At 65.4% G+C, this 23492-nt stretch carries 18 protein-coding genes, 1 tRNA gene and 2 pseudogenes; 15 read left to right on the top strand and 6 right to left on the bottom strand.

Annotation, left to right across the window (positions count from 1 at the left end; all coding sequences use genetic code 11):
• Positions 1 to 150: 150 nt before the first annotated feature.
• Positions 151 to 1326, bottom strand: a complete 1176-nt coding sequence (locus tag WS61_RS14800) for an acyltransferase (protein ID WP_034205151.1) — start codon at positions 1324 to 1326, stop codon at positions 151 to 153.
• A gap of 217 nt (positions 1327 to 1543) precedes the next feature.
• Between WS61_RS14800 and WS61_RS35210 the strand changes: the two genes are divergently transcribed.
• Positions 1544 to 1687 (top strand): hypothetical protein, encoded by a 144-nt coding sequence (locus tag WS61_RS35210; protein WP_006479318.1) that lies wholly within the window; start codon positions 1544 to 1546, stop codon positions 1685 to 1687.
• A gap of 230 nt (positions 1688 to 1917) precedes the next feature.
• On the top strand, positions 1918 to 2805 hold the full coding sequence (galU, locus tag WS61_RS14795; protein WP_059501135.1) for a UTP--glucose-1-phosphate uridylyltransferase GalU: 888 nt from the start codon (positions 1918 to 1920) through the stop codon (positions 2803 to 2805).
• Positions 2806 to 3179: 374 nt separating this feature from the next.
• Here galU and WS61_RS14790 read toward each other — a convergent pair whose 3' ends face one another.
• Positions 3180 to 4295: an acyltransferase gene (locus WS61_RS14790; protein WP_059501134.1), complete on the bottom strand. Its 1116-nt coding sequence runs from the start codon at positions 4293 to 4295 to the stop codon at positions 3180 to 3182.
• 257 nt (positions 4296 to 4552) lie between these two features.
• Here WS61_RS14790 and WS61_RS14785 point away from each other — a divergent pair, with 257 nt between their 5' ends.
• Positions 4553 to 5002 carry an HU family DNA-binding protein gene (locus tag WS61_RS14785; RefSeq protein WP_011548077.1) on the top strand — a complete coding sequence of 150 codons (450 nt, stop codon included), beginning with the start codon at positions 4553 to 4555 and terminating at the stop codon, positions 5000 to 5002.
• A gap of 343 nt (positions 5003 to 5345) precedes the next feature.
• Positions 5346 to 5682 (top strand): annotated as a pseudogene (locus tag WS61_RS36065) (aminoglycoside resistance protein); the annotation flags it as partial.
• A 24-nt stretch (positions 5683 to 5706) separates the two neighbouring features.
• On the opposite strand, the gene WS61_RS14780 reads toward WS61_RS36065, so the two are convergent.
• From WS61_RS14780 to WS61_RS14770, 3 genes are all read right to left on the bottom strand, one after another.
• Complete coding sequence (locus tag WS61_RS14780; protein ID WP_059501133.1) at positions 5707 to 6180, bottom strand: VOC family protein; 474 nt, start codon at positions 6178 to 6180, stop codon at positions 5707 to 5709.
• 392 nt (positions 6181 to 6572) lie between these two features.
• Positions 6573 to 7730 carry a porin gene (locus tag WS61_RS14775; protein ID WP_059501132.1) on the bottom strand — a complete coding sequence of 386 codons (1158 nt, stop codon included), beginning with the start codon at positions 7728 to 7730 and terminating at the stop codon, positions 6573 to 6575.
• Positions 7731 to 8147: 417 nt separating this feature from the next.
• Positions 8148 to 9095 (bottom strand): YihY/virulence factor BrkB family protein, encoded by a 948-nt coding sequence (locus tag WS61_RS14770; RefSeq protein ID WP_059501366.1) that lies wholly within the window; start codon positions 9093 to 9095, stop codon positions 8148 to 8150.
• Between the two features lie 144 nt (positions 9096 to 9239).
• Here WS61_RS14770 and fdnG point away from each other — a divergent pair, with 144 nt between their 5' ends.
• From fdnG to WS61_RS14725, 8 genes and pseudogenes are all read left to right on the top strand, one after another.
• A complete protein-coding gene (fdnG, locus tag WS61_RS14760) occupies positions 9240 to 12311 on the top strand; it encodes a formate dehydrogenase-N subunit alpha (RefSeq protein ID WP_095211738.1) in 3072 nt (1023 codons plus the stop codon).
• Positions 12312 to 12320: 9 nt separating this feature from the next.
• Positions 12321 to 13235 carry a formate dehydrogenase subunit beta gene (gene fdxH, locus WS61_RS14755; protein ID WP_027782651.1) on the top strand — a complete coding sequence of 305 codons (915 nt, stop codon included), beginning with the start codon at positions 12321 to 12323 and terminating at the stop codon, positions 13233 to 13235.
• The gene (locus tag WS61_RS14750; RefSeq protein ID WP_059501130.1) at positions 13232 to 13858 is read left to right on the top strand and encodes a formate dehydrogenase subunit gamma; all 627 of its coding nucleotides are present in this window, start codon (positions 13232 to 13234) and stop codon (positions 13856 to 13858) included. Before fdxH ends, WS61_RS14750 begins: the two co-directional genes overlap by 4 nt.
• A gap of 108 nt (positions 13859 to 13966) precedes the next feature.
• On the top strand, positions 13967 to 14902 hold the full coding sequence (fdhE, locus tag WS61_RS14745) for a formate dehydrogenase accessory protein FdhE (protein ID WP_179949379.1): 936 nt from the start codon (positions 13967 to 13969) through the stop codon (positions 14900 to 14902).
• A gap of 74 nt (positions 14903 to 14976) precedes the next feature.
• Positions 14977 to 16416 (top strand): L-seryl-tRNA(Sec) selenium transferase, encoded by a 1440-nt coding sequence (gene selA / locus WS61_RS14740; protein WP_059501128.1) that lies wholly within the window; start codon positions 14977 to 14979, stop codon positions 16414 to 16416.
• On the top strand, positions 16413 to 18338 hold the full coding sequence (selB, locus tag WS61_RS14735; RefSeq protein WP_059501363.1) for a selenocysteine-specific translation elongation factor: 1926 nt from the start codon (positions 16413 to 16415) through the stop codon (positions 18336 to 18338). Before selA ends, selB begins: the two co-directional genes overlap by 4 nt.
• A gap of 32 nt (positions 18339 to 18370) precedes the next feature.
• Positions 18371 to 18466 (top strand) — tRNA-Sec (locus tag WS61_RS14730).
• A gap of 212 nt (positions 18467 to 18678) precedes the next feature.
• Positions 18679 to 19238 (top strand): annotated as a pseudogene (locus WS61_RS14725) (IS5 family transposase); the annotation flags it as partial.
• 30 nt (positions 19239 to 19268) lie between these two features.
• Here WS61_RS14725 and WS61_RS14720 read toward each other — a convergent pair.
• Positions 19269 to 19499, bottom strand: a complete 231-nt coding sequence (locus WS61_RS14720) for a hypothetical protein (RefSeq protein WP_257127266.1) — start codon at positions 19497 to 19499, stop codon at positions 19269 to 19271.
• A gap of 256 nt (positions 19500 to 19755) precedes the next feature.
• Here WS61_RS14720 and WS61_RS14715 point away from each other — a divergent pair, with 256 nt between their 5' ends.
• The 3 genes from WS61_RS14715 to WS61_RS33425 all read left to right on the top strand — a co-directional run.
• Entirely contained in the window at positions 19756 to 20544 is a 789-nt protein-coding gene (locus WS61_RS14715) for an EAL domain-containing protein (protein WP_095211737.1), read from the top strand.
• A complete protein-coding gene (locus tag WS61_RS14710) occupies positions 20523 to 20972 on the top strand; it encodes a hypothetical protein (protein WP_157692734.1) in 450 nt (149 codons plus the stop codon). The genes WS61_RS14715 and WS61_RS14710 overlap by 22 nt, the downstream gene beginning before the upstream one ends.
• 101 nt (positions 20973 to 21073) lie before the next feature.
• Positions 21074 to 23492 (top strand): ESPR-type extended signal peptide-containing protein (locus tag WS61_RS33425; protein WP_257127265.1); only part of this gene is annotated, 2419 nt, incomplete at its 3' end.

Below are 23492 nucleotides of genomic sequence, written 5' to 3'. Positions count from 1 at the left end.
GGGAGCCGCCCACGCGGGCCGTAGCGCGGTCGGACGGACCAGGCAGCCCGGTTCCTCTCGACCTGGCCCGCAACCGCGTAACGGCCATGAAAAAGCCCCCGCGCGGCGAGATACCGCGCGAGGGCTCCGGACCGAGCTGGCCGCCTCGGGTCAGACGGCCTGTTCGGGCGACGACGCGACGACGCGGGCCGCGCGGGTCGGCTTGAAGCTGGCCGACCACATCATCGCCGGCCGTTCGAACATCCGGTAGAACAGGTACGCCACTGGAATCGCGACGGCCATGAACGCGAACGACGGCCAGATCGACAGTTGCAGTTCGGAGTGGAACAGCACCGAGCCGAGGCAGACGAACAGCGGCAGGTGGACCAGGTACAGCGAGTAGCTGAAGTCGCCGAACCAGCTGAGCACGCGCAGCGGCGGCGTCGGGCGCGGCGGGCGGGCGAGCGCGCGATACAGGAAGCACGCGAAGCCGGCCGACCACAGCTGGAACGCGCCGTACTGGCCGAAGTGGAATGCGCCGCAGCCGGCGGCCAGCAGCACGGCGGCCGCGACGTACCACGCGCGCGACGGCACGACGGCCGTGCCGCGAGACTGCTGCGCGCGCACGTCCGCGATCCATGCACCGATCGTCCAGGACAGCCAGTACGACGTGAAGAACTGCAGGTCGTGCCGTTCGAGCAGCCAGGCCGACGCGACGTTGACGAGCGCGACCGCGGCCACGACGGCCGGCATGCCGATGCGCCGGCGCAGCGCGAACAGCAGCGGGTAGATCGCGTAGAACTGCACTTCCAGCGACAGCGTCCACAACGCGCCGTTCGACCCGTACGTGTAGCCGGCGACGCCCTGCAGCGAGAACAGGTTCACGAGGAACGCGACGAGGCCGACGTCGCGGATCTTGTGGCTGACGGGCTCGATCTGCAGGCTGACCGCGTCGAGCGCGAGCGTGAACAGCAGCGCGGCGAGCAGCACCGGATAGATGCGCGCGAAGCGGCGCACCCAGAAGTTCGGCGCGTCGAGCCGGTACGCGGGGTTGGCCGCGAGCTTGAGTGCCGCATTGCGATGGATGCAGTAGCCGCTGATCACGAAGAAGATCGGGACGCCGGCGGAGCCCCACGCGAACGGGAAGGTCAGGTAGCCGGCGATCGCGCCCGGGCTCAGTGCATGACCGTAAGCATGATGGAAGCTCTGCATGCCGACCCAGACGACCTGGCGGCAGTGGAAATAGGCGACGAGCAGCGCCGCGAAGCCGCGCATCGCGTCGATCACGTGCTCCTTGTGATCGGCGACGGGCGGCGCGGCCAGAGACGATCCGCTGAAAGCTTGCATGCGATTCGATTCCTTGCGACGGATGGACGGGAAGTTTCATCCAATCGTAATGCGCAAGAATTCGGTCAATGAATAAAAAAATCTCGCCCGGAAATTCCGGTATTCCGCATCATGGGTTTATTCAGGGATGAAAGAGGGCCATCGAGGAGCTCCAATTATTTGCCGATTTTTTTCTGATAGTTTGAAGCTCCGGTTGATTGATGCAAGGAGCGGCAAGATGGACATGCATTGGATCGCGAGCGCTGCAGTACTGCTGGTCATGGCCGTGCTGTCGGCGTACCGCGAGGCGCTGAAGAACGAACCGATCCGCCCCGGCCTCGAGCGGGGCGGCGTGCCCTATATCGAGGAGTTCGAATCGTAAGAATTTGTATCCGGGAAATCGGTAATTTGTTTCTGCTTCGGCAATCGGTTCGGCAATATCGACCGAACTGAAACGATTATATTTTTTCCGAAATAATTGGGCGATCAGTCCATATCGAAAATGAGCGGAGTGGAATTGGCAGTACCGTCGATTCTCGATATGCCGTTCGGAACACAATCGCGCCGGGTCGCGGGTCGACGCGGCGCAGTCAACGCTATCAGGATGCGAACATGTTGAAAGTCACCAAGGCCGTGTTCCCCGTTGCCGGTCTCGGCACGCGGTTCCTCCCGGCAACGAAGGCGAGCCCGAAGGAAATGTTGCCCGTCGTCGACAAGCCGCTGATCCAGTACGCGGTCGAGGAAGCGATCAACGCCGGTATCACCGAGATGATCTTCGTGACCGGGCGCAGCAAGCGCGCGATCGAGGATCACTTCGACAAGTCGTACGAGATCGAGGCCGAACTCGAGGCGCGCGGCAAGGAAAAGCTGCTCGAACTCGTGCGCGGCATCAAGCCGAGCCACGTCAACTGCTTCTACGTGCGCCAGCCGGAAGCGCTCGGTCTCGGCCACGCGGTGCAATGCGCGGAGAAGCTCGTGCACGGCGAGCCGTTCGCGGTGATCCTCGCCGACGACCTGCTGCATGGCGAACAGCCGGTGCTCAAGCAGCTCGTCGACGTGTTCGACCACTATCACAGCTCGGTGATCGGGGTCGAGACGATCCCGCGCGAGGACAGCCGCTCGTACGGCGTCGTCGAAGGCCGGGAGTGGGAAGAGGACATCATCAAGCTGTCGGGCATCATCGAGAAGCCGGCGCCCGAGGATGCACCGTCGAATCTCGGCGTGGTCGGCCGCTACGTGTTCATGCCGACGATCTTCGATCACCTGCGCAAGCTCAAGCCGGGTGCAGGCGGCGAACTGCAGCTCACCGACGCCATCCAGTCGCTGCTCGCGAACGAGCAGGTGCTCGCGTATCGCTACTACGGCACGCGTTTCGACTGCGGCAGCAAGATCGGCTATCTGAAGGCTACCGTCGAGCTCGCGCTCCAGCATCCGGAAGTGAGCCGCGAATTCGAGGCGTACCTGCGTACCTGTTTGCCCGCGCTGGCTGCCGTCGCTTAAGCGGCCGCGCGCTCCGTCGTTTCAGGTGGTGGTTGTTCCGTTGGCCCCGGCCGCTCGCGCGCCGGGGCTTTTTTGTTTTTGCGGGCGCACGAGCCCGGTGCGCGACGTCTGCATGCGGTGCCGGGAATGTGCGGAGGGCGGCGTCGCGCGACGCGCGAAGTGTGTCGATGACGCGGGACGTCGCGCGTGAAACCGGTGCCGAAGTATTCGCCGCGTGACCGGATCGGCGGATAGGTTGCGCGGTATGCACGACGCTCGCGCGGGTGGCGCCCGACGACGCAACATCGGCTGCGATGCCATCGGCCGTCGGGCTTCGTTGCCGGTATCGCGGCGTTGCGATCCGGCGTCCGCCGAGTGCCGCGTTCGTGTGCCGCTCAACGCGGCGACGCGCTCGGCTGCGCGGCGAAGTGCCGGGCCAGCATCGCGGCGATGGGTTTCTTGAAGTCGAGCAGCCGCTTTTCGAGATAGCGCCAGGACAGGTGCGCGAGCAGCACGGCGAGCGCGAATTGCAGCATTTCCGGCAGCGCGTCGCGGACGATGTCCGGCATCGGCACGTGCGCGAACGACGCGGGCAGCACGCCGAAGCGCGCCGGAATCAGGTTGTGGAACAGGTAGAAGCCGTAGCTGATCGTGCCGAGATAGGCGAGCGGCGCCCAGTCGAGCAGCGCGACGACGGGATGCTCGGGCTCGCTGACGATCCACAGCATCAGCGCGCCGAGCGACACGGACAGGCCGAGATCCGCGAGCCCCGCGACCGCATCGGGCAACGCCGTGCAGGCGGGCAGCACGAGGAAGAACGCGACGCCGGCCGCGCCGAGCCAGGCGGGCGGCACGCGGCGCGTGGCGTCGGTGCGATCGGCGAGCGCCATCGCGCCGACGCCGCCGAGCGCGATCAACGCGAAATTCCACGGGGAAAACGCGTAGATCAGCACCGGCGACGCGTCCGACAGGTAGAGCGCGAGATGCGCGAGCGCGCACAGCGCGACGACCGCGACGCCGAGCGCGACGTGTCGCGCGGCGGGCAGCGCGAGCAGCGCGAGCGGGGCGATCAGATAGAACTGCTGTTCAACGGCGAGGCTCCAGAAGTGCGACGTGGAGCCCGGCCAACCGTCCTTGACGACGCCGATCCAGTAATTCGACAGGAACACCGCGTGCCACGCGAGCCCGAGGTTGACGCCGCGCTGGTAGAACAGCGCGTGCGCGATCGCGAGCGCCGCGAGCAGCAGGTAATACACGGGAAAGATCCGTAGCGCGCGCTTCGCCAGGAACAGCGCCAGCGCGTGGCGACGCGTCATGGTGCCGCGCTCGACCGCCTGGCGGTTGCGATGCAGCTCGCCGACGATCAGGAATCCGCTGATGAGGAAAAACGTCCACACGCCAAGCTTGCCGACGTCGACGGCAAGGACATGGCCCTTGTGGGACAGGAAAACGAGGATGACGGCGAGGGCTCGCAGGCCGTCGAGTCCTTTGACGTATCTGACTTCGCGCATGGAGGCATCCGGGCATTGAGCGAGCCCAGTATAGGTGCGCAAATATCGAACGTAATTCGCGTTCGGACGTATACGTGAAGGCGTTTTTTCACGCTCGAGCGTCGACGAAGTCGGTCGCGCGCAACAAAACCTGCGGGAAACCCCGTGAAAACGCATAAAAGTACTGCACGAAGCGTCAAGGCGCTTGTAGAATCCGGCGTTGAAGCGCGCGCGTTGCACGCTTCGTGTATCCAACGACCACACCTGGTAGGAGAAACATGGCGACTTCCGCAAAAAAGGTGGCCAAGAAGGCTGCCGCACCGGCCACCAAGAAAGTGGCTGCCAAAAAGGCTGCGCCCGCGAAGAAAGTAGTGGCCAAGAAGGCTGTCGCGAAGGCAGCACCGGCTGCTCCGACGCCGCTGAAGGACAAGTTCACGAAGGCATCGCTCGCAACGCACATCGCTGAGCGCGCAGCTGTCGAAGTGAAGGCGGTCAAGGCAGTGCTCGTCGCACTCGAGAACGTCGTGCTGGGCTCGGTTCACAAGAAGGGCGCAGGCGAGTTCACGCTGCCGGGTCTGCTGAAGATCACGGCACAAGTCGTGCCGGCGAAGAAGAAGCGCTTCGGCAAGGATCCGTTCACGGGCGAAGAGCGTTGGTTCCCGGCGAAGCCGGCCAGCGTGCGCGTGAAGGCACGTGCGCTGAAGAAGCTGAAGGACGCGGCAGCGTAATGCCGCGCAACGACTGCCGAATGCAAGTCGGCAGCCGTTGCGATGTCCCGCGATCCCCGTACGCGACAGCGTGCGGGGATTTTTATTGCGCCGCGCAAATCGCGCGGCAGCGAACGGCCGGCGTGGCAATGACGGGCGGCCCGACGCACGAGGGGCGGCGGATCGTATGCCGCATATGCGCATCGCCGGGCGACGACCTTCTTGCGCGCGAGGCGCTGTTTCGTCGCGTTCCGTAGCGAGCGCGTCGCCAGGTTCGTCATCGTGACGGACCTCTTCCCGTACGACATCGCCGGCCAGGTCGCCGCCGCGCGCCGCGATCGAACGGCAGCCCGGTGCGATGCCGCAAGCGATCCACCCGTTCGGATCGACGCTCGACGGCGGCCTGAAATTGCGCGGCGACATCGATTTGCTGGCGACGGTCGCGGTGCGCCCGGACGAAGCGGCGCGCTGATGTCGGACCTGCTCGGCGCGTCGGCGTTGCCCGGTCGAGACGGTGTGCGTGCGCTGGAGATCACCGTCATCGCGCTCGGCGACGTGGTGCCGTGGCGTCATCGGGCGCGACGCGAACTGCAGTTAGGCGACTAGCTGCGCCGCGATCTGGAAGCCCGGCATCGTCGAGCCGCTGGTGGTCGATCACGATCGCCATCCTGCTGACGAAGGCGCGACAGCACGCGGCGTCACGCGAGCGCCGGCCGCCCCTGTCGTCAGCCCGCCGTGCCCGCAAAGGCGGCCTTCAGCGCGGCGTCGTCGAACTTGGTCATCTGCATCATCGCGGCGGCCACGCGCCCCGCCTTGACCGCGTCGCGGTCGGCCATCATCGGAATGAGCGCTTCCGGAACGATCTGCCACGACACGCCATAACGATCCCTCAGCCAGCCGCAGCCGTCGGCCGTGCCGCCGTTGTCGAGCAGGGCGCTCCAGTAGCGGTCGAGTTCCGCCTGGTCCGCGCAACTGACGAGCAGCGAGATCGCGTGGTTGAACGCCTCCGTGCTCGGGTGGCTCATCGCGAAGAATGGCTGCCCGAACAGCTCGAATTCGACCATCCGCGTGCCGTCGGTGCCGGGCACCGCCGTGACGCGCACGATGCGCGAATCCGGAAAGATGCCGGCATAGAAGGCCGCTGCTTCTTCGGCTTGCGTCGAATACCAGAGAAAAGGCGTGATTTTCTGAATCGTCATGACGAGTCTCCTGTCTGTATGGGTCCGGGGCAAACCGTGTGCCGCCATCGATACGACGGACGACGCCCGCCGGAATCGACGCGCGGCGCGCACAAATTTCGCATCGGTCGAGCCGGGCGACGCCGGCTATGCGGATGGTAGTCGCTGAACGGAGAAACGGCGACCTCTCCGGACATCGGAAACGGTGTTGCAGATGCATTGCAGCCGCCAGGCGCCGCTGCCGGCGCGCCGACCTATGTCGGCCTCGCCTTTGGCGCGGAGGTCCTGCGGGCGGTGCCGGCCGCGCCTGCAGGAGACGGACGAAAAAAAGCCAGCCGCGGCCGAAACCGGGGCTGGCTTTCCAGGTCGGCGACAAGGCGTCGAAGACGCCATGCACGCCGGATACTTCGTTTTTAGAACTTGTGACGCAGGCCGAGTGCGACGATTTCCTGCGAGCTCTTGCCGGCGATGCCGTACGAACCGACCGACGCTTGCGCATCGCTGCCGTCGGCGTTGTGGCCGCTTGCGTGCTGGTACGCGCCAACCAGGTAGATGTCCGTACGCTTCGACAGCGAGTAGTCCGCGCCGAGCGAAACCTGGTGGTACTTGGCGTCCGTCTGGCCGCTACCCTTCGTGTAGATGTAGCCGACGCCCAGCAGCAGCGGTGCCGATGCCTGGTACGTGACGAACGCGCGGCCCGTGTTGTACTTCTGGTTCGTGCCGAAGCCCGAGTTCGCATCCGCCTTGTACTGCGCGTTGCTGTAGCCGAGGCCGAACGTCACCGGACCGAATGCATACTGGCCAGCGACTTGCGCGATGCCGATCGACGATGCCGACGTGTACGCGTTGTTGATGAAGCTGCCCGAGCCGTCGAAGATCGCGTCCGACGTGCCGGCCCAGCCGGTGCGCTGGCCGGTTGCGTTCAGCGGAGCCGAGTTGTTCGCGTGGAAGTAACCTGCAGCCAGGCCGAGCGGGCCGTTGTTGTACGCTGCAGCTGCCGCCCACGTCTGACCCTTGCCGGTTGCGCCGGCGACGCCGCCGAGCGCGTACATCGCTTCGACCTGCAGGCCTGCCCAGACCGGCGACGTGTACTTGATCGCGTTGCTGACGCGCAGGCTGTTGTCGTTGTTGTCGACGTCGCCCGGCGTGGCGAACACGCTGCCGAAGTAGTTGTCAGCCGTGACTGCCTGAACCAGGTCGACGAGCGGGTCGTACTGGCGACCCAGCGTCAGCGTACCGTACTGGTCGCTTTGCAGACCGACGAAAGCCTGGCGACCGAACATGCGGCCACCCTGGCCCAGTGCACCCGATGCCGAGTTGAAGCCGTTTTCCAACTGGAAGATCGCCTTCAGGCCGCCACCGAGGTCTTCCGAACCCTTCAGGCCGAAGCGGCTGCCTTGCAGGTTGCCGCTACCCATCGACCACGAATTGTTACCTTGACCATCGTTGCCGTGAACATAGGTGATCGACGTGTCGATCACGCCGTACAGCGTCACGCTCGACTGAGCTTGAGCAGCGCCGGCCGCGCCCAGCAGGGCGAGCGAGAGGGTCGAGAGAGCAAGTTTCTTCATCGTTGAGTTTCTCCACGCAAGTGATTCATCGTTATTTGTTGCGGATTGGAGAATAGCTCAGTGCCATACACGCAAGAAAGCTTAAAAAATAAAGTGTCTCGAAAAGGTAACAGCGGGAAAAAGTCCATATATATCAAGCACATCAACGACTGTTCCTGTTTATGAAACAGTTGACAATTGCTGCGCCGCGATTGTTTCAGTAGTTGACGCACATGTCGGCAGACCCCCCGTTTCGGCCCGTTACAGCAGGAAAACGAGGGTGTGCAAACGTTTGCCGTTGCAGGTGCGTGCGCGTCGATGTGTCGAGATGGCGCCGACGCTGCACGAATGCGCGGCGAATGCCGGGATGGCAAAGGCGCGAGCGCGTGTGCGGGGCGCGCGAGACCGACGCACGGCCGTTTTCAGAGGGCGGGCAAATCAGTCGTCGCGCGGGCGATGCTCGGCTTGACCGGCTTGATGGGCGGCTTGAGCGGACGCGGCCGGCGCCGCAGGCTCGGCCGGCCGATGCGCGTTGCCGCGGGCTGCCGCGAATTCCGCGCCGAGCAGCAGCACGATCGCGGAGAAGTACAGCCACATCAGCAGGACCGCGAACGAACCGGCCGCGCCGAACGCACTCGCGGTGCCCGCATGCGCGAGATACAGCGCGAACAGCTTCTTGCCGCCGGAGAACAGGATCGCCGACACGATGCCGCCGATCGCGGCGTCGCGCCACGCGACGCGCGCATCGGGCAGGAATTTCATCAACGAAGCGAACGCGGCCGCGAGCACCGCGATGCCGACGAAGAACTGCACGAAGTTCGTGACGACCACGTACGGCGAATTGCCCAGCAGCCAGGTGCCGATGAAGGTGATCGCGGTGTCGAGCACGAGCGACACGATCAGCAGGAACGCGACGCCGAGCACGAGCCCGAACGAGATCAGCCGCACCCGCACCAGCCCGAGCATGCTCGACCAGCGGCTTTCGGTGGCCGGCCAGATCACGCTGAGCGCCGCGCTGAGCGACGCGAACGTGGCCGATGCGCCGATCGCGAGCGCGGCGAACGAGATCAGCGTGGCGAGGCCGCCGCGCTCGCCCGCGCGGTGCGCGTTCTGCACGATCGTCTGGATACTGGCCGCCGCGTCGTCGCCGATCAACTGGTGCGCCTGTTCGAACACCTGGCCGCGCGCGGCGTCGTCGCCGTAGAACCAGCCGGCCACCGCGATCACCATCACGAGGGTCGGCGCGAGCGAGAACGCGGAGAAAAACGCGATGCCCGCGGCCATCGCGGAGCAGCGGTCGGACGAGAAGCGCTTGAACGCGGTGAGGGCCCAGTTGGCCTGCTGCTGGGCGAGACGGGTGGCTTCGGAAGTGATCTGTCGTTTCATGACGGTTCGGTTGCGCGCGGAACGCGGATCATCGCAGAGTTGGTCGGACAAATCGGTATTGATCCGAGGATTCGATCATAGTTGCCTGAACTGTCTATAATTCCTTTCAGTTTCACCCCACCCCACAATAACGCCGAGACCGCCATGCTACAAATGTCCCGGCGCCAGTTCCTGAAGGTGACGGCCACGTCGCTTGCCGGATCGAGTCTTGCCCTGATGGGCTTTTCTCCGTCCGAAGCGCTGGCCGAGGTCCGACAGTACAAACTGGCGCGCACAGTCGAAACGCGCAACACCTGTCCTTACTGCTCAGTGGGTTGCGGCATCCTGATGTACAGCCTCGGCGACGGGGCGAAGAATGCGCAGCCGAGCATCATCCACATCGAAGGCGATCCCGACCACCCCGTCAATCGCGGCACGCTGTGCCCGAAGGGCGCGAGCCTGATCGACTTCATCCACAGCCCGAACCGCCTCACGCATCCCGAGTATCGGGCGCCCGGCTCGGACAAGTGGGAACCCATCTCGTGGAACGACGCGCTCGACCGCATCGCGAAGCTGATGAAGGCCGACCGCGACGCGAACTTCGTCGAGACGGCCGAAGACGGCGCAAAGGTCAACCGCTGGCTCACGACCGGCATGCTGGCCGCGTCGGCGGGCAGCAACGAGGTCGGCTACCTGACGCACAAGACCATCCGCAGTCTCGGGATGCTCGCATTCGACAATCAGGCGCGTGTCTGACATGGCCCGACGGTGGCAGGTCTTGCCCCGACGTTTGGCCGTGGAGCGATGACGAACCATTGGGTCGACATCAAGAACGCGGACGTGATTCTCGTGATGGGCGGCAATGCAGCCGAGGCCCATCCGTGCGGTTTCAAGTGGGTAACGGAGGCGAAGGCGCACCGCAAGGCGCGGCTGATCGTCGTCGACCCGCGCTTCACGCGTACGGCCTCGGTGGCCGATTACTACGCGCCGATCCGCACCGGCACCGACATCGTCTTCCTGGGCGGCGTCATCAATTATCTGCTGACGAACGACAAGATCCAGCATGAGTACGTGAAGAACTACACGGACTTCACGTTCATCGTGCGCGAGGATTTCGCGTTCAACGACGGCATCTATTCCGGCTACGACGCGGAGAAGCACGCGTACCCGGACAAATCGAGCTGGGATTACGAGCGCGGCGACGACGGTTTCGTGAAGGTCGACCCGACGCTGCAGCATCCGCGCTGCGTCTACAACCTGCTGAAGCAGCACTACGCGCGCTATACGCCGGACATGGTCCAGCAGACGTGCGGCACGCCGAAGGACAAGTTCCTGAAGGTGTGCGAGATGCTCGCGACCACGGCCGTTCCCGACCGCGCCGGCACGGTGCTGTACGCGCTCGGCTGGACCCACCACTCGATCGGCGCGCAGATCATCCGCACCGGCGCGATGGTGCAGCTGCTGCTCGGCAACATCGGCATCGCCGGCGGCGGGATGAACGCGCTGCGCGGCCACTCGAACATCCAGGGGCTGACCGACCTCGGGCTGATGTCGAACCTGCTGCCGGGCTACATGACGCTGCCGATGCAGGCCGAGCAGGACTTCGACGCGTACATCAAGAAGCGCGTGCAGCTGCCGCTGCGGCCGAACCAGTTGAGCTACTGGAAGAACTACAAGGCGTTCCACGTCAGCTTCATGAAGGCGTGGTGGGGCGACGCGGCCACCGCCGAGAACAACTGGGCCTACGACTACCTGCCGAAGCTGGACAAGCAGTACGACCTGCTGCAGGCGATCGAGCTGATGAATGCCGGCAAGATGAACGGCTACATCTGCCAGGGCTTCAATCCGCTCGCGGCGGCGCCGTCGAAGGTGAAGACGGCGGCAGGTCTCGCGAAGCTGAAGTGGCTCGTGATCATGGATCCGCTCGCGACCGAAACGTCCGAGTTCTGGAAGCATCACGGCGACTACAACGACGTCGATGCGTCGAAGATCCAGACCGAGGTGTTCCGCCTGCCGACCACCTGCTTCGCGGAGGAAGACGGCTCGCTCGTGAGTTCGAGCCGCGTGCTGCAGTGGCACTGGAAGGGCGCCGAGCCGCCGGGCGAAGCGAAGAGCGACCTCGAGATCATGTCGGGGCTGTTCCTGCGCATGCGCAAGATGTACCAGAAGGACGGCGGCAAGTACCCGGACCCGATCGTGAACCTGACCTGGCCGTACGCGAACCCGGAAAGCCCGACGCCGGAGGAGCTGGCGATGGAGTTCAACGGGAAAGCGCTCGCCGATCTGCCCGATCCGAAGGATCCGGCGAAGACGCTCGTGAAGAAGGGCGAGCAGCTCGCCGCATTCGCGCAACTGAAGGACGACGGCACGACCGCGAGCGGCTGCTGGATCTTCTGCGGCGCGTGGACGCAGGCCGGCAACCAGATGGGGCGCCGCGACAACTCCGACCCGACCGGCATCGGTCAGACGCTGAACTGGGCGTGGGCATGGCCGGCGAACCGGCGGATCCTGTACAACCGCGCATCGTGCGACGTCGCCGGCAAGCCGTTCGACCCGACCCGCAAGCTGATCGGCTGGAACGGCAGCGCGTGGAAGGGCGTCGACGTGCCGGACTTCAAGGTGGACGAACCGCCCGAAAACGGGATGGGGCCGTTCATCATGAACCCGGAAGGCGTCGCGCGCTTCTTCGCCCGCGCGGGGATGAACGAAGGTCCGTTCCCCGAGCACTACGAGCCGTTCGAGACGCCGCTCGCCGCGAACCCGCTGCACCCAGGCAACCCGCTGGCGCTGAACAACCCGGCCGCCCGCGTGTTCCCGGACGACCGGGCATCGTTCGGCAAGGTGTCCGAGTTCCCGCACGTCGCGACGACGTACCGGCTGACCGAGCATTTCCACTACTGGACCAAGCATGCGCGGCTGAACTCGATCATCCAGCCCGAGCAATTCGTCGAGATCGGCGAAGACCTCGCGAAGGAAGTCGGCGTCGCGCATGGCGAGCGCGTGAAGGTGTCGTCCAAGCGCGGCTACATCGTCGCGGTCGCTCTCGTCACGAAGCGGATCAAGCCGCTGACGATCGACGGCAGGAAGGTCCAGACGGTCGGCGTCCCGTTGCACTGGGGCTTCAAGGGCCTGACGAAGCCCGGCTATCTCGCCAATACCCTGACTCCGTCCGTGGGCGACGGCAACTCCTATACACCGGAATTCAAGTCGTTCCTGGTGAAGGTCGAAAAGGCGTAAGGGGGAGAGATGGCATTGCAATCGCTGGATATCAAGCGGGTTTCGGCCACCACGACGCCACCGCCCACGGTGCGCGAACCGGTGACCGGGAGCGTCGCGAAGCTGATCGACGTATCGAAGTGCATCGGCTGCAAGGCATGCCAGACGGCGTGCATGGAGTGGAACGACCTGCGCGACGAAGTCGGCACCAACGTCGGCGTGTACGACAACCCGGCCGACCTGACCGAGCATTCGTGGACGGTCATGCGGTTCTCCGAATACGAGAACCCGGCGGGCGACCTCGAGTGGCTGATCCGCAAGGACGGCTGCATGCACTGCGAGGATCCGGGCTGTCTGAAGGCGTGTCCGTCGCCGGGCGCGATCGTGCAGTACAACAACGGGATCGTCGATTTCCACGAGGAGAACTGCATCGGTTGCGGCTACTGCGTGACCGGTTGCCCGTTCAACGTGCCGCGGATCTCGAAGAAGGATCATCGCGCGTACAAGTGCACGCTCTGTTCCGACCGCGTCGCGGTCGGCCAGGAACCGGCCTGCGTGAAGACCTGCCCGACGGGCGCGATCGTGTTCGGCACCAAGGAGGACATGAAGCAGCACGCGGCCGAGCGCATCGAGGACCTGAAGGAGCGCGGCTTCGAGCATGCGGGGCTGTACGACCCGCAGGGCGTCGGCGGCACGCACGTGATGTACGTGCTGCACCACGCGGACAAACCGTCGCTGTATCACGGATTGCCCGACAATCCGTCGATCAGCCCGATGGTGAAGCTGTGGAAAGGCATCGCGAAACCGCTCGCGGTCGCCGGCCTCGCGCTGACCGCGCTGGCCGGATTCTTCCACTACGTCCGCGTCGGTCCGAACGAGGTGAGCGACGAAGAGGAATCGGCCGCGCGCGACGAAGCGCGACGCATCAAGGAGGACGCGAAATGAACCACGACGACCCCAACCTGATCGTCCGCTACACGCCGAACGAGCGCACGAACCACTGGATCACCGCGATCACGTTCGTGCTGCTCGCGTTGTCCGGGCTCGCGCTGTTCCATCCGTCGATGTTCTGGCTCACCGCGCTGTTCGGCGGCGGTCAGTGGACGCGGATCCTGCATCCGTTCGTCGGCCTCGTGATGTTCGTGTCGTTCGCGATCCTCGTCGTGCGCTTCTGGCACCACAATGCGCTCGACGCGGACGACCGGCAGTGGCTGAAGCAGATCGGCGACGTGCTGACCAACCAGGAAGACAAGCTGCCGCCGGTCGGGCGCTATAACGCCGGGCAGAAGCTGCTATTCTTCACGCTGGTGGCGTGCCTGCTGCTGCTCCTGCTGTCGGGAGTCGTGATCTGGCGGCGCTATTTCTCGTTCTACTTCCCGATCGGGATCATCCGCGCGGCCGCTGTCGTGCATGCCGTGGCGGCCTTCGTGCTGATCGCGAGCATCATCGTGCACATTTACGCGGCGTTGTGGGTGAAGGGTTCGATCGGCGCGATGGTGCGGGGCACCGTCACGCTGGGCTGGGCCCGCAAGCATCACCCGAAGTGGTTCCGTGAAAGCGTGAAGTAACGCAGCGGAGCGGGGCGGTACGCCGATTGCGGCGTATCGTTCCGCCAACCGCCGGAATCGCCCGAAAGCGCCGATTCGTCGGCGCTTCGTTTTTTGGAAGACATTTTCGTGACACAACGCATTCTGGAGCCGACCGAGATCTCGGCACTCGATCATTCGGCCATTCCGCGCTTTCGCCTGCCGGAGCGTGCGACCGCGTTCGCGGCGCGTGCCGCGCGGCTGCGCAAGCTTGCCGACCTGAACCCGATCAGCGGCTATCTGCGGCTGATGGCCACCGTCGCCGACGCGCAGCACGCGACGCTGCAGACGCTGGAGCTGCCGCTGCCGTCGAAGGAAGCGATCGCACGCGCGCAGGAACATTCGATGCCGCTCGTGCCGGCGCTCGACGGCCAGCGCGATTCGCGGTGGCGCGCCGTGCTGTATGAACTGCTCGATCGCGTCGAAAGCGCCGGGCTCGTCAATCCGCAGCTCGCGAAGCTGCTCGACCGGCTGCGCCTGACGGCGCCCGCCGAACTCGACGCGCAGGCCGATGCGATCCTCGCGCTGCGCTTCGCGGAGGTCGATCCGGCCACCGCGCCGTTCCTGATGGCCGCGCTGCAGGTCGCGTGGACCGATCTCGCGAGCCGCGTGACGCCGGCCGATGTCCCGTATCTCGACCAGCCGGGGCTGTGCCCGGTGTGCGGCACGCATCCGGTCGCGAGCGTCGTGCGGGTCGGCGGCCAGTACCAGGGCTACCGTTTCCTGCAGTGCGGGCTGTGCACGACCGAGTGGCACATGGTGCGCACCAAGTGCTCGCACTGCGATTCGACGAAGGGCATCGCGTATCACGGGATCGAAGGCGGCAGCGAAGCCATCAAGGCCGAATCGTGCGACGAGTGCAAGACCTATCGCAAGATCGGCTATCAGGAGAAGGACTACGAGTTCGAGCCGCTGGCGGACGATCTCGCAAGCCTCACGCTCGACCTGCTGATGAACGAGGCCGGCTACCAGCGCAGTTCGCCGAACCCGCTGCTGTGGCCCGACGTCTCGCGCGAGGCGGATTGACGGCACGGGGCCGTGGCGGCGCGCGAGCGCCGGCCCCGGCCGACTGCGGAGCATGAGACTGGAGCTACAACGACGTGACCGAACCGGGTGTGAATGAATTGAATGCCGTGCTGGCGCGCGTGCCGTCGGTCGAGCGCGTGCTGTCGTCGGCGCCGCTGCAGCCGCTCGTCGCGGACTATGGCCGCACGCGCGTGCTCAATGCCGTGCGCGCCGAACTGGAACGCTGGCGCACGGCGGCACAGCACGATCCCGCGGCGGCCGAGCCGCTCGACGAGCCGCGCATCGCCGCGGCCGTCGCGCACGCATTGGCCGCACAGAGCGCGGGCGCCGTGCGCCCCGTGTTCAACCTGACCGGCACCGTGCTGCATACGAACCTCGGGCGAGCGTTGCTGCCCGACGATGCGGTGCGTGCCGTGGTCGACGCCCTCACGCGGCCCGTCAACCTCGAGTTCGATCTCGCCACCGGCCGCCGCGGCGACCGCGACGACCTGATCGACGATCTGCTGTGCGAGCTGACGGGCGCGGAAGCCGCGACCATCGTCAACAACAATGCGGCGGCCGTGCTGCTGACGCTGTCGGCGCTTGCGACGAAGCGGGAAGTGGTCGTGTCGCGCGGCGAGCTGGTCGAGATCGGCGGCGCGTTTCGCATCCCCGACATCATGAGCCGTGCCGGCGCGAAGCTGCGCGAAGTCGGCACGACCAACCGCACGCATCTGCGCGACTACGCGGATGCGATCGGCTCGCGCACGGCGCTGCTGATGAAGGTGCATTGCAGCAACTACGCGATCAGCGGCTTCACGAAGGAGACGACGCTCGCCGAGCTCACGCCGCTCGCGCGCGAGCACGGGGTGCCGGTCGCCGTCGATCTCGGCAGCGGCACGCTGGCCGACCTGTCGCAATGGGACTTGCCGCACGAGACGACCGTGCAGGAAACCGTCGCTGCCGGCGCGAACGTCGTCACGTTCAGCGGCGACAAGCTGCTCGGTGGCCCGCAAGCCGGCCTGATCGTCGGCGATCGGGCGCTCATCGCGAAGATCAAGAAGCATCCGCTCAAACGTGCGCTGCGCGTCGGCAAGCTGACGCTCGCGGCACTCGAACCGGTGCTGCGCCTGTATCAGTCGCCTGAATTCCTGCGCGACAGGCTCACGACGCTGCGTCTGCTGACGCGCCCGCAGCGCGACATCGCCGAAGCCGCCGAACGCATGCGCCCGGTGTTGCAGGCGGCGCTCGGCAGCGGTTTCGACGTGACGGTCGAGCCGATGTTCAGCCAGATCGGCAGCGGTGCGCTGCCGGTCGATCAATTGCCGAGCGCCGGGCTCGTCGTTCGCGCCGCGGACGGCAAGCGCAGCGGCCGCGCGCTCGTGCAGCTCGAAAAACGCCTGCGCGAATGGCCACGCCCGGTGATCGGCCGCGTGGGCGACAACGCGCTGCGGCTCGATCTGCGCTGCCTCGAAGCGGCCGACGAAGCGGCGTTCGCCGCGCAATGCGTGCCGCTCGCGGGGCCGGCCGCATGATCGTCGGGACCGCTGGACACATCGACCACGGCAAGACCACGCTCGTGCGGGCGCTGACGGGCGTCGACACCGATCGGCTGAAGGAAGAGAAGGCGCGCGGCATCTCCATCGAGCTCGGCTACGCGTATACGCCGCTCGACAACGGCGACGTGCTCGGCCTGATCGACGTGCCGGGCCACGAGAAACTGATTCACACGATGGCGGCCGGTGCATGCGGCATCGACTTCGCACTCGTCGTGATTGCCGCCGACGACGGCGTGATGCCGCAGACGCGCGAGCATCTCGCGATCCTGCAACTGCTCGGCGTCACGCATGGCGCCGTTGCGCTGACGAAATGCGATCGCGTCGATGCCGCACGCGTTGCCGAGGCGCGCGACGAGATCGCCGCGTGGTTGCACGATTCGACGCTGGCCGGCGTGCCGATCTTCGAAACGCGTGCCACGGTGGCCGGCGATCCGGGCGTCGCCGCGTTGAAGCAGCACTTGGCCGATGCGGCGACCGCGTGGCGTGCGCGTCGCGACGACGGGCTGTTCCGGCTCGCGGTCGATCGCGTGTTTACGCTCGCCGGGCAAGGCACCGTCGTGACCGGTACCGCATTCGCGGGCCGCGTCGCGACGGGCGACACGCTCGCGATCGTGCGCACGGGCGACGCGGCCCGCGTGCGCAGCATCCATGCGCAGAACCGGCCGGTCGAGGCCGGGTGCGCGGGCGAGCGCTGCGCGCTGAACCTGGCCGGCGTCGACAAGGCCGACGTCGAGCGCGGCGACACCGTCGCCGATGCGCGGCTCGTCGCGACGTCGCCGCGTCTGGACGTCGACCTGACGCTGCTCGCGGACGCGGGGCTGACGCTGACTCACTGGGCGCCGCTGCATGTGCATCTCGGCACGCTGCATCGCGTGGCCCATGTCGCGCTGCTCGACGGTGACACGCTCGCGGCCGGCCAGCGGATGCGCGTGCAACTGGTATTCGACGAGCCGGTGTTCGCGCTGCCGGGCGACCGTTTCATCGTCCGCAATCCGCAGGCGACGCGTACCGTCGGCGGCGGCCGGGTGCTCGATCCGTTCGGGCCGGCACGCAAGCGCCGCACGCCTGCGCGCCGCGCATGGCTCGATGCGCTCGCGGCGTGGCTCGACGAAGGACGCCTCGATGCGCTGCTCGCGCAGGCGCCGCTCGGCATTGCGCGCGCGACGCTCACACATCTGACGGGATTCGCACCCGATGCGCTGGTGTTGCCCGACGATGCGCTGGCGATCGGACAACGCGATGCCGCGTCGAACGAAGGTGCGGTGATTTCGCATGCGCACTGGCGTGCGTTGCAGACGCGGGCGGTCGATACGCTGCGTGCGTACCACGAGCGCGTGCCCGACGAGCAGGGGCTCGACGCCGCACGCTTGCGGCGGATGGCTGCGCCGCTCGTCGGCGATGCGCTGTGGCGCGCGCTCGTCGATGCGCTGGCGGCGGGCGGCGAAGTCGCGCGCAGCGGGCCGTGGCTGCATCTGCCGTCGCATTCCGTGAGCCTCGAGCCGCGCGAGGAAGCGCTGGCGCAGCAACTGCTGCCGCTGATCCACGCGGGGCGCTTCGATCCGCCGTGGGTGCGCGACCTGGCCCGCGACACGGGCGCTGCCGAGGACGCGGTGCGCACGCTGCTGCGCAAGCTCGCACGGCGCGGCGACGTGCATCAGGTCGTGCGCGACCTGTTCTATCATGCGGACGTCGCGCGCGAACTGGCGGAACTGGTCGCACATCTCGCACCGTCGCGCGGCGGCGGGCTCGATGCCGCGACGTTCCGCGATGCGACGGGGCTCGGTCGCAAGCGCGCGATCCAGATTCTCGAGTTCTTCGATCGGGTTGGGTATACTCGCTTCCGCCGCGATCTTCACTACCTGCGGCCTGACAGCGGTTGGGTGGGTATTCAGGCGTAGGCGCTCGTCGTTCTTTTCGGTTTTTTCCCTGCGGAAGGCATTCGTATCCGGTGGTACGGCCGGGCTTCAAACCCGGTTAGGGGCGTCAGCCGCTCCTGGGTAGGTTCGACTCCTGCTGCCTTCCGCCACATGGGCCTTCCGGGCCATTCCGGCTTCTTCCGTTGATGTCCTGTAGGTCGCTGATTTTAAAGCGGTTTATGGGTGACGGCGTGCTTGCGACGGCCGTTGACGTCCCGCACAATTTCCTCACGAAGTATGGGTAGCGATGTGGGTTTGTGGGTAGGGACACATCATGCCGAATTTCTCTACTTTTGCACCGGACTATTTCTTGGGTCAGGGTCACGAGGTGCTGCTGGCGAAACTTCGAGCAGCCGATCGCATCGACTGGTCGCGAGTGGTCATCGATTCGTCCTCCATTCGTGCAGTGGGATCACGTCAAAAACAGGACCTAATCCCACCGATCGGGCGCGACCCGGTTCAAAGCACCACCTCGTGACCGAAGCGCAGGGCATCCCGCTCGCGCTGATCCTCACGGGCGCCAACCGCAACGACGTCACCCAACTGTTGCCCCTCATCAAGGCGATCCCGCCCATTCGTGGCAAGCGGGGACGGCCGCTGTCCAAGCTGGTCGTCGTGCAGGCCGATCGCGGCTACGATCACGACAAATATCGCAAGCCACTACGCGCTGCCGGCATCGCCACGCAGATCGCCCGGCGGGGTGAGCCGCACGGCAGTGGCCTCGGAAAGACCCGGTGGGTCGTCGAGCGCACCTTCGCATGGCTGCACAACTTCAGACGCCTGCGAATCCGGTTCGAACGCCTCGCGGCCATACACGAGGCGTTCATGAAAATCGCCGCTTGCATCATCTGCTGGCGACAGCTGCAAAACTCATTGTGTTAGAGCTTCTAAGTCCGGCGGCGTTGAGGTCGCTCACGGTGCCGGGTTCCAGATAACGATCTGGCGGTGGTCGATCCCGACCGCGTTCCAGACCACATCGATTGCGGGGCCGGCGAGCACAGCCGGGGCAACGGCCGGTTCCTCGACATAGTGCAGCGATGAAGTGAGGTCGACGAGGTTGGCGGGCAACTCCGGGAAGCCAGCGAGACCGGTCCTAGGCAGTCGTATGGCGACGCGCATGCCACGCACATTGAGCAGGCTCACCGATAAATACAGCGGGGCGGGGATGCCTTGCGTCGTCAGCTGGGGCAACGGTCGCAGAGTTGAAGCGTGCCCTTAGGTTCCCTTGTGCCAAATTGATAAAAAAATCCTGATGCGCCGGGAAAGCCCCGTGGAGTAAAGAGGATGTTGAGCACTGAAAGGGGTGACAAAAGGGAACCCTTTTGCGCTCCTCCGGAGTGTCGCTTGTCGTGTTTCGAATACAACGAATTACCCAGTCGAAACTGATTCGGAGAAGAAGATGAATGATATGGATTGGGCAGGGGAAGTGTACGGGGCGATGCGCGACGCACGCGTGCTGCTGCGTCGCGAGCCGATTCGCCACGTTTCGGGGAATGGCGACGTCCTGTATTGCGAATGTCTTGCAACGGTGGTCGATGCCCGTGGGAATCTGTTGCATCCGGCCCAGTTCATTCCGCCGCTCGAGCGGCTTCAACTCATCCGCGCCTTCGATCGGCATGTGCTCAGGCAGGCCGTGACGTTGCTGCGTGCGTCGCCCGATGTTCGGCTGGGGATCAACCTCTCCGGCCGAAGTGCGGTGGTCGACATTGCGTGGGAGGCCGTGCTGCAGCTGATCGAACGCACGCCGGAGGTTGCCAGGCGGCTGGTGGTGGAAATCACGGAAACGGCACGACTGGACCCGGAGCAAGGCCGACGATTCGCCCAACGGCTCCAGCAAGCCGGTTGCCGGGTGGCGATAGACGATTTTGGCGTGGGCTATGGCGTCGAGACCGCCATTGAGATCCGAACGCCTGACGTCATCAAGATCGACGCATCGTTCGTCGTTGCCGCGCGATACGGCGAAGCCCATCTGGCGCGTCTCGAGCGACTCGTGCGCCTCGCATCGGAACTGGCTGAGTACGTCGTCGTGGAAGGCGTGGAGCAACCGGAGGACATGACGCGTGCGCAGCAATGCGGAGCGAAATGGGTGCAGGGGTGGTTTGTCAGGGATGCGTTTTCCGGCGCGGGTGTGCAAGGCGGCCGAGAAAACGGGAACGAGGAGGCCGCATGGGCGCATCGGCACGGATGACCGTTTTGCACGGGAGGCGGGCGGACCCGCTTGTCGGACGCGGGTACCGGCCCGAAGCCGCCGGCAAGACGTTGGGCGTGATTCTGATCGGCCTCGGCGCGCTCGTGCATGACGCGGCTTGCGACCGGGATATCGATCCCGAAACGGTGCGCTCGCGTATCGAATGGTTCCGCCGATCGGTACATGCGCTTATCGCCCAACACGTATCCCGGCATTACGAACTGGCCGTCAGCGCATATGACGTCGGCCTTTCGTCCGGCCTGCATGGGCGGGAAGCAGCGGCGACGCAGGTGTATCGGCGGTGCTATGACGCGCATGCTGCCACCGATCCGCAGGGCGCGATGAACGCCGCCTCCTTGACCGACCATCTCGTCGATGCGGGCTGCATGCACGGGCGCGGTATTCGTGCATGGATGGTAGAGAACTAAAAGAAGGGCATTGCCTTCGCTGTCAGAAAGCGGCTTCGTAATTCTGCATTCCTGAGCAGTGTGGGTGGAAAAACAAAAAGCACTTTAACCAGGTGATCTAGATGAACACAATCTATCGAACGGTGTGGAACGAGTCGCTGGGCGCATATGTCGCGGTATCCGAACTGGATTCGGCGCGCGGTAAAGGTACCAGCAGTGTCGTAACCAAATCGGGGATTTCCGGATATCGGGTGAACCATGTGCCGCTTACGGTCATGGCAATTGCGACGACCATGCTGTTTGGCGGCACTGTGATGCTGACGGAGGACGCCGAAGCGCAAGTTGTCAATATTCCGGGCACCGGATGTAAAGATACAACGACAACGTCGGCGTTCAATACTGTTGCGGTTGGCTGCGGCGTTACTGCGTCGTCCTCAGGCGCCACCGCATTGGGTGCGGTCAGTACCGCGTCTGGCATGAATAGCACAGCGCTCGGCTTCGGCGCGACCGCGTCGGTGCAAGGTGCGACGGCTATCGGCACGTCGGCGCGATCAACCGGCGCGAATGCCTCTGCGCTCGGGTCCGGTGCGCGGGCGAGCGGAGCGGATAGCTCGGCGATCGGGTTTGGGGCGCTCGCCACAGGTGCTTTCGGTGCAGCTATGGGGTCCGATGCCCGTGCTACGGATGTTAACTCGACGGCCTACGGTCACGGAGCGCATGCTACGGAGACGGGCGCAGTTGCATTTGGCGGACTGGCGACGGCATCGGGAACGGCAAGTATGGCGCTCGGTGTAAATTCGACCGCGAGTGGTTCAAATTCGAAAGCTTTCGGTCCGCACGCGGTTGCGACTGGCGAAAACGGCACGGCCATCGGCTCGGGCGCACGGTCAAGCGGCGTCGGTTCAACGGCGATTGGCACTAGCGCCGTTGGCAACAACACGAATGCGCTTGTGGTGGGTAACGGCGCACTGGCATCAGGCGCGAGTGCGGTTGCCTTGGGCCTAAACGCCACATCCTCTGGGGCGAGTTCGAACGCTTTGGGTGCGAGCGCGATTGCAAGCGGCGTCGGTGCAATGGCGATTGGCACTAGCGCCGTTGGCAACAACACGAATGCGCTTGTGGTGGGTAACGGCGCACTGGCATCAGGCGTGAATGCGGTCGTCGTGGGCACAAACGCTACATCTTCCGGAACATCCGCAACTGCAATCGGTGCGTCCGGGATAGCAGCGGGCCTGCGGTCCGTCAGCATTGGCACGGGGGCGCAAACGAACGGCACGGACTCCTTCGCCGCCGGTACGAATGCGGTCGCGGGTGTAAAAGGCAGCACCACCGTCATCAACGATATTGCGTTTGGCGTCAACGCGCATGCCGTCGGTGGCCGTTCGCTTGCGCTCGGCGGGAATTCGGTCGCATTGGCCGCTGGCACGACTGCGATCGGTGATGGTGCGACTGCCTCAAGTGCTGGCGCGATGGCATTCGGCCAAGGCGCCACGGCCGCGAACGCAAATAGCCTCGCGCTGGGAACCGGCTCGGTGACGGCCGCAGCCAATCCGACGGCCACCGGCACGATCAACGGCACGATCTACTCGTTCGCGGGCACGAATCCGACGAGCGTTGTCAGCGTGGGTACAGTCGGCGCTGAACGTCAAGTCACGAACGTCGCGGCAGGCCGTATTACCGATACGAGCACCGACGCGGTCAACGGTTCGCAACTCTTTGCTACGAACCAGGCCGTCGCCTCACTCTCGACGGGCGCGACACATTACTACAGCGTGAACGACAACGGCACGCAGCAAGCCAATTACGACAACGACGGCGCCACGGGCGTGAACGCGCTGGCGGCGGGCACGGGTGCGACGGCGGCGGGTGCGGCAGGCGTAGCGGTCGGCAACAGCTCGAACGCGGCGGGAGCCAACACCGTGGCGATCGGCTCGGGCGCGACGGCTGCGAACGCGGGTTCGGTGGCGCTGGGCAGCGGTTCGGTGACGGCCGCGGCCAACCCGACGGCGACCGGCACGATCGGCGGCGTCACCTACAGCTACGCGGGCACGACGCCGTCGAGCGTGGTGAGCGTGGGTGCGCCGGGCGCAGAGCGTCAGATCACGAACGTGGCGGCGGGCCGTGTGGATGCGACGAGCACCGATGCGATCAACGGTTCGCAGCTCGATGCGACCAACCAGGCCGTGAACTCGCTTTCGACGTCGACCTCGACCGGCATCAGTTCGCTGTCCACCGGTCTGTCGAGCACCAACAGCTCGGTTACGTCGCTGTCCACGTCGACGTCGACGACGGTCAGTTCGCTGTCCACTGGCGTGAGTTCGCTCTCCACGGGCATCAGCTCGCTGTCGACCGGCCTGTCGAGCACCAACAGCACGGTTACGTCGCTGTCCACGTCGACGTCGACCACGGCAAGTTCGCTCTCCACGGGCGTGAGCTCGCTGTCGACGGGTCTGTCGAGCACGACCAGTTCGGTGACGTCGCTGTCGACGTCGAGTTCGACGGCAACGAGCTCGCTGTCGACGGCGATCTCGGCGAGCAAGA

Origin of the sequence: Burkholderia sp. ABCPW 11, from assembly GCF_001523445.1 — a bacterium.
Classification (GTDB): domain Bacteria; phylum Pseudomonadota; class Gammaproteobacteria; order Burkholderiales; family Burkholderiaceae; genus Burkholderia.
The sequence above is the reverse complement of the archived record's forward strand: the minus strand, read 5'-3'. Positions and strand labels throughout refer to the sequence as shown.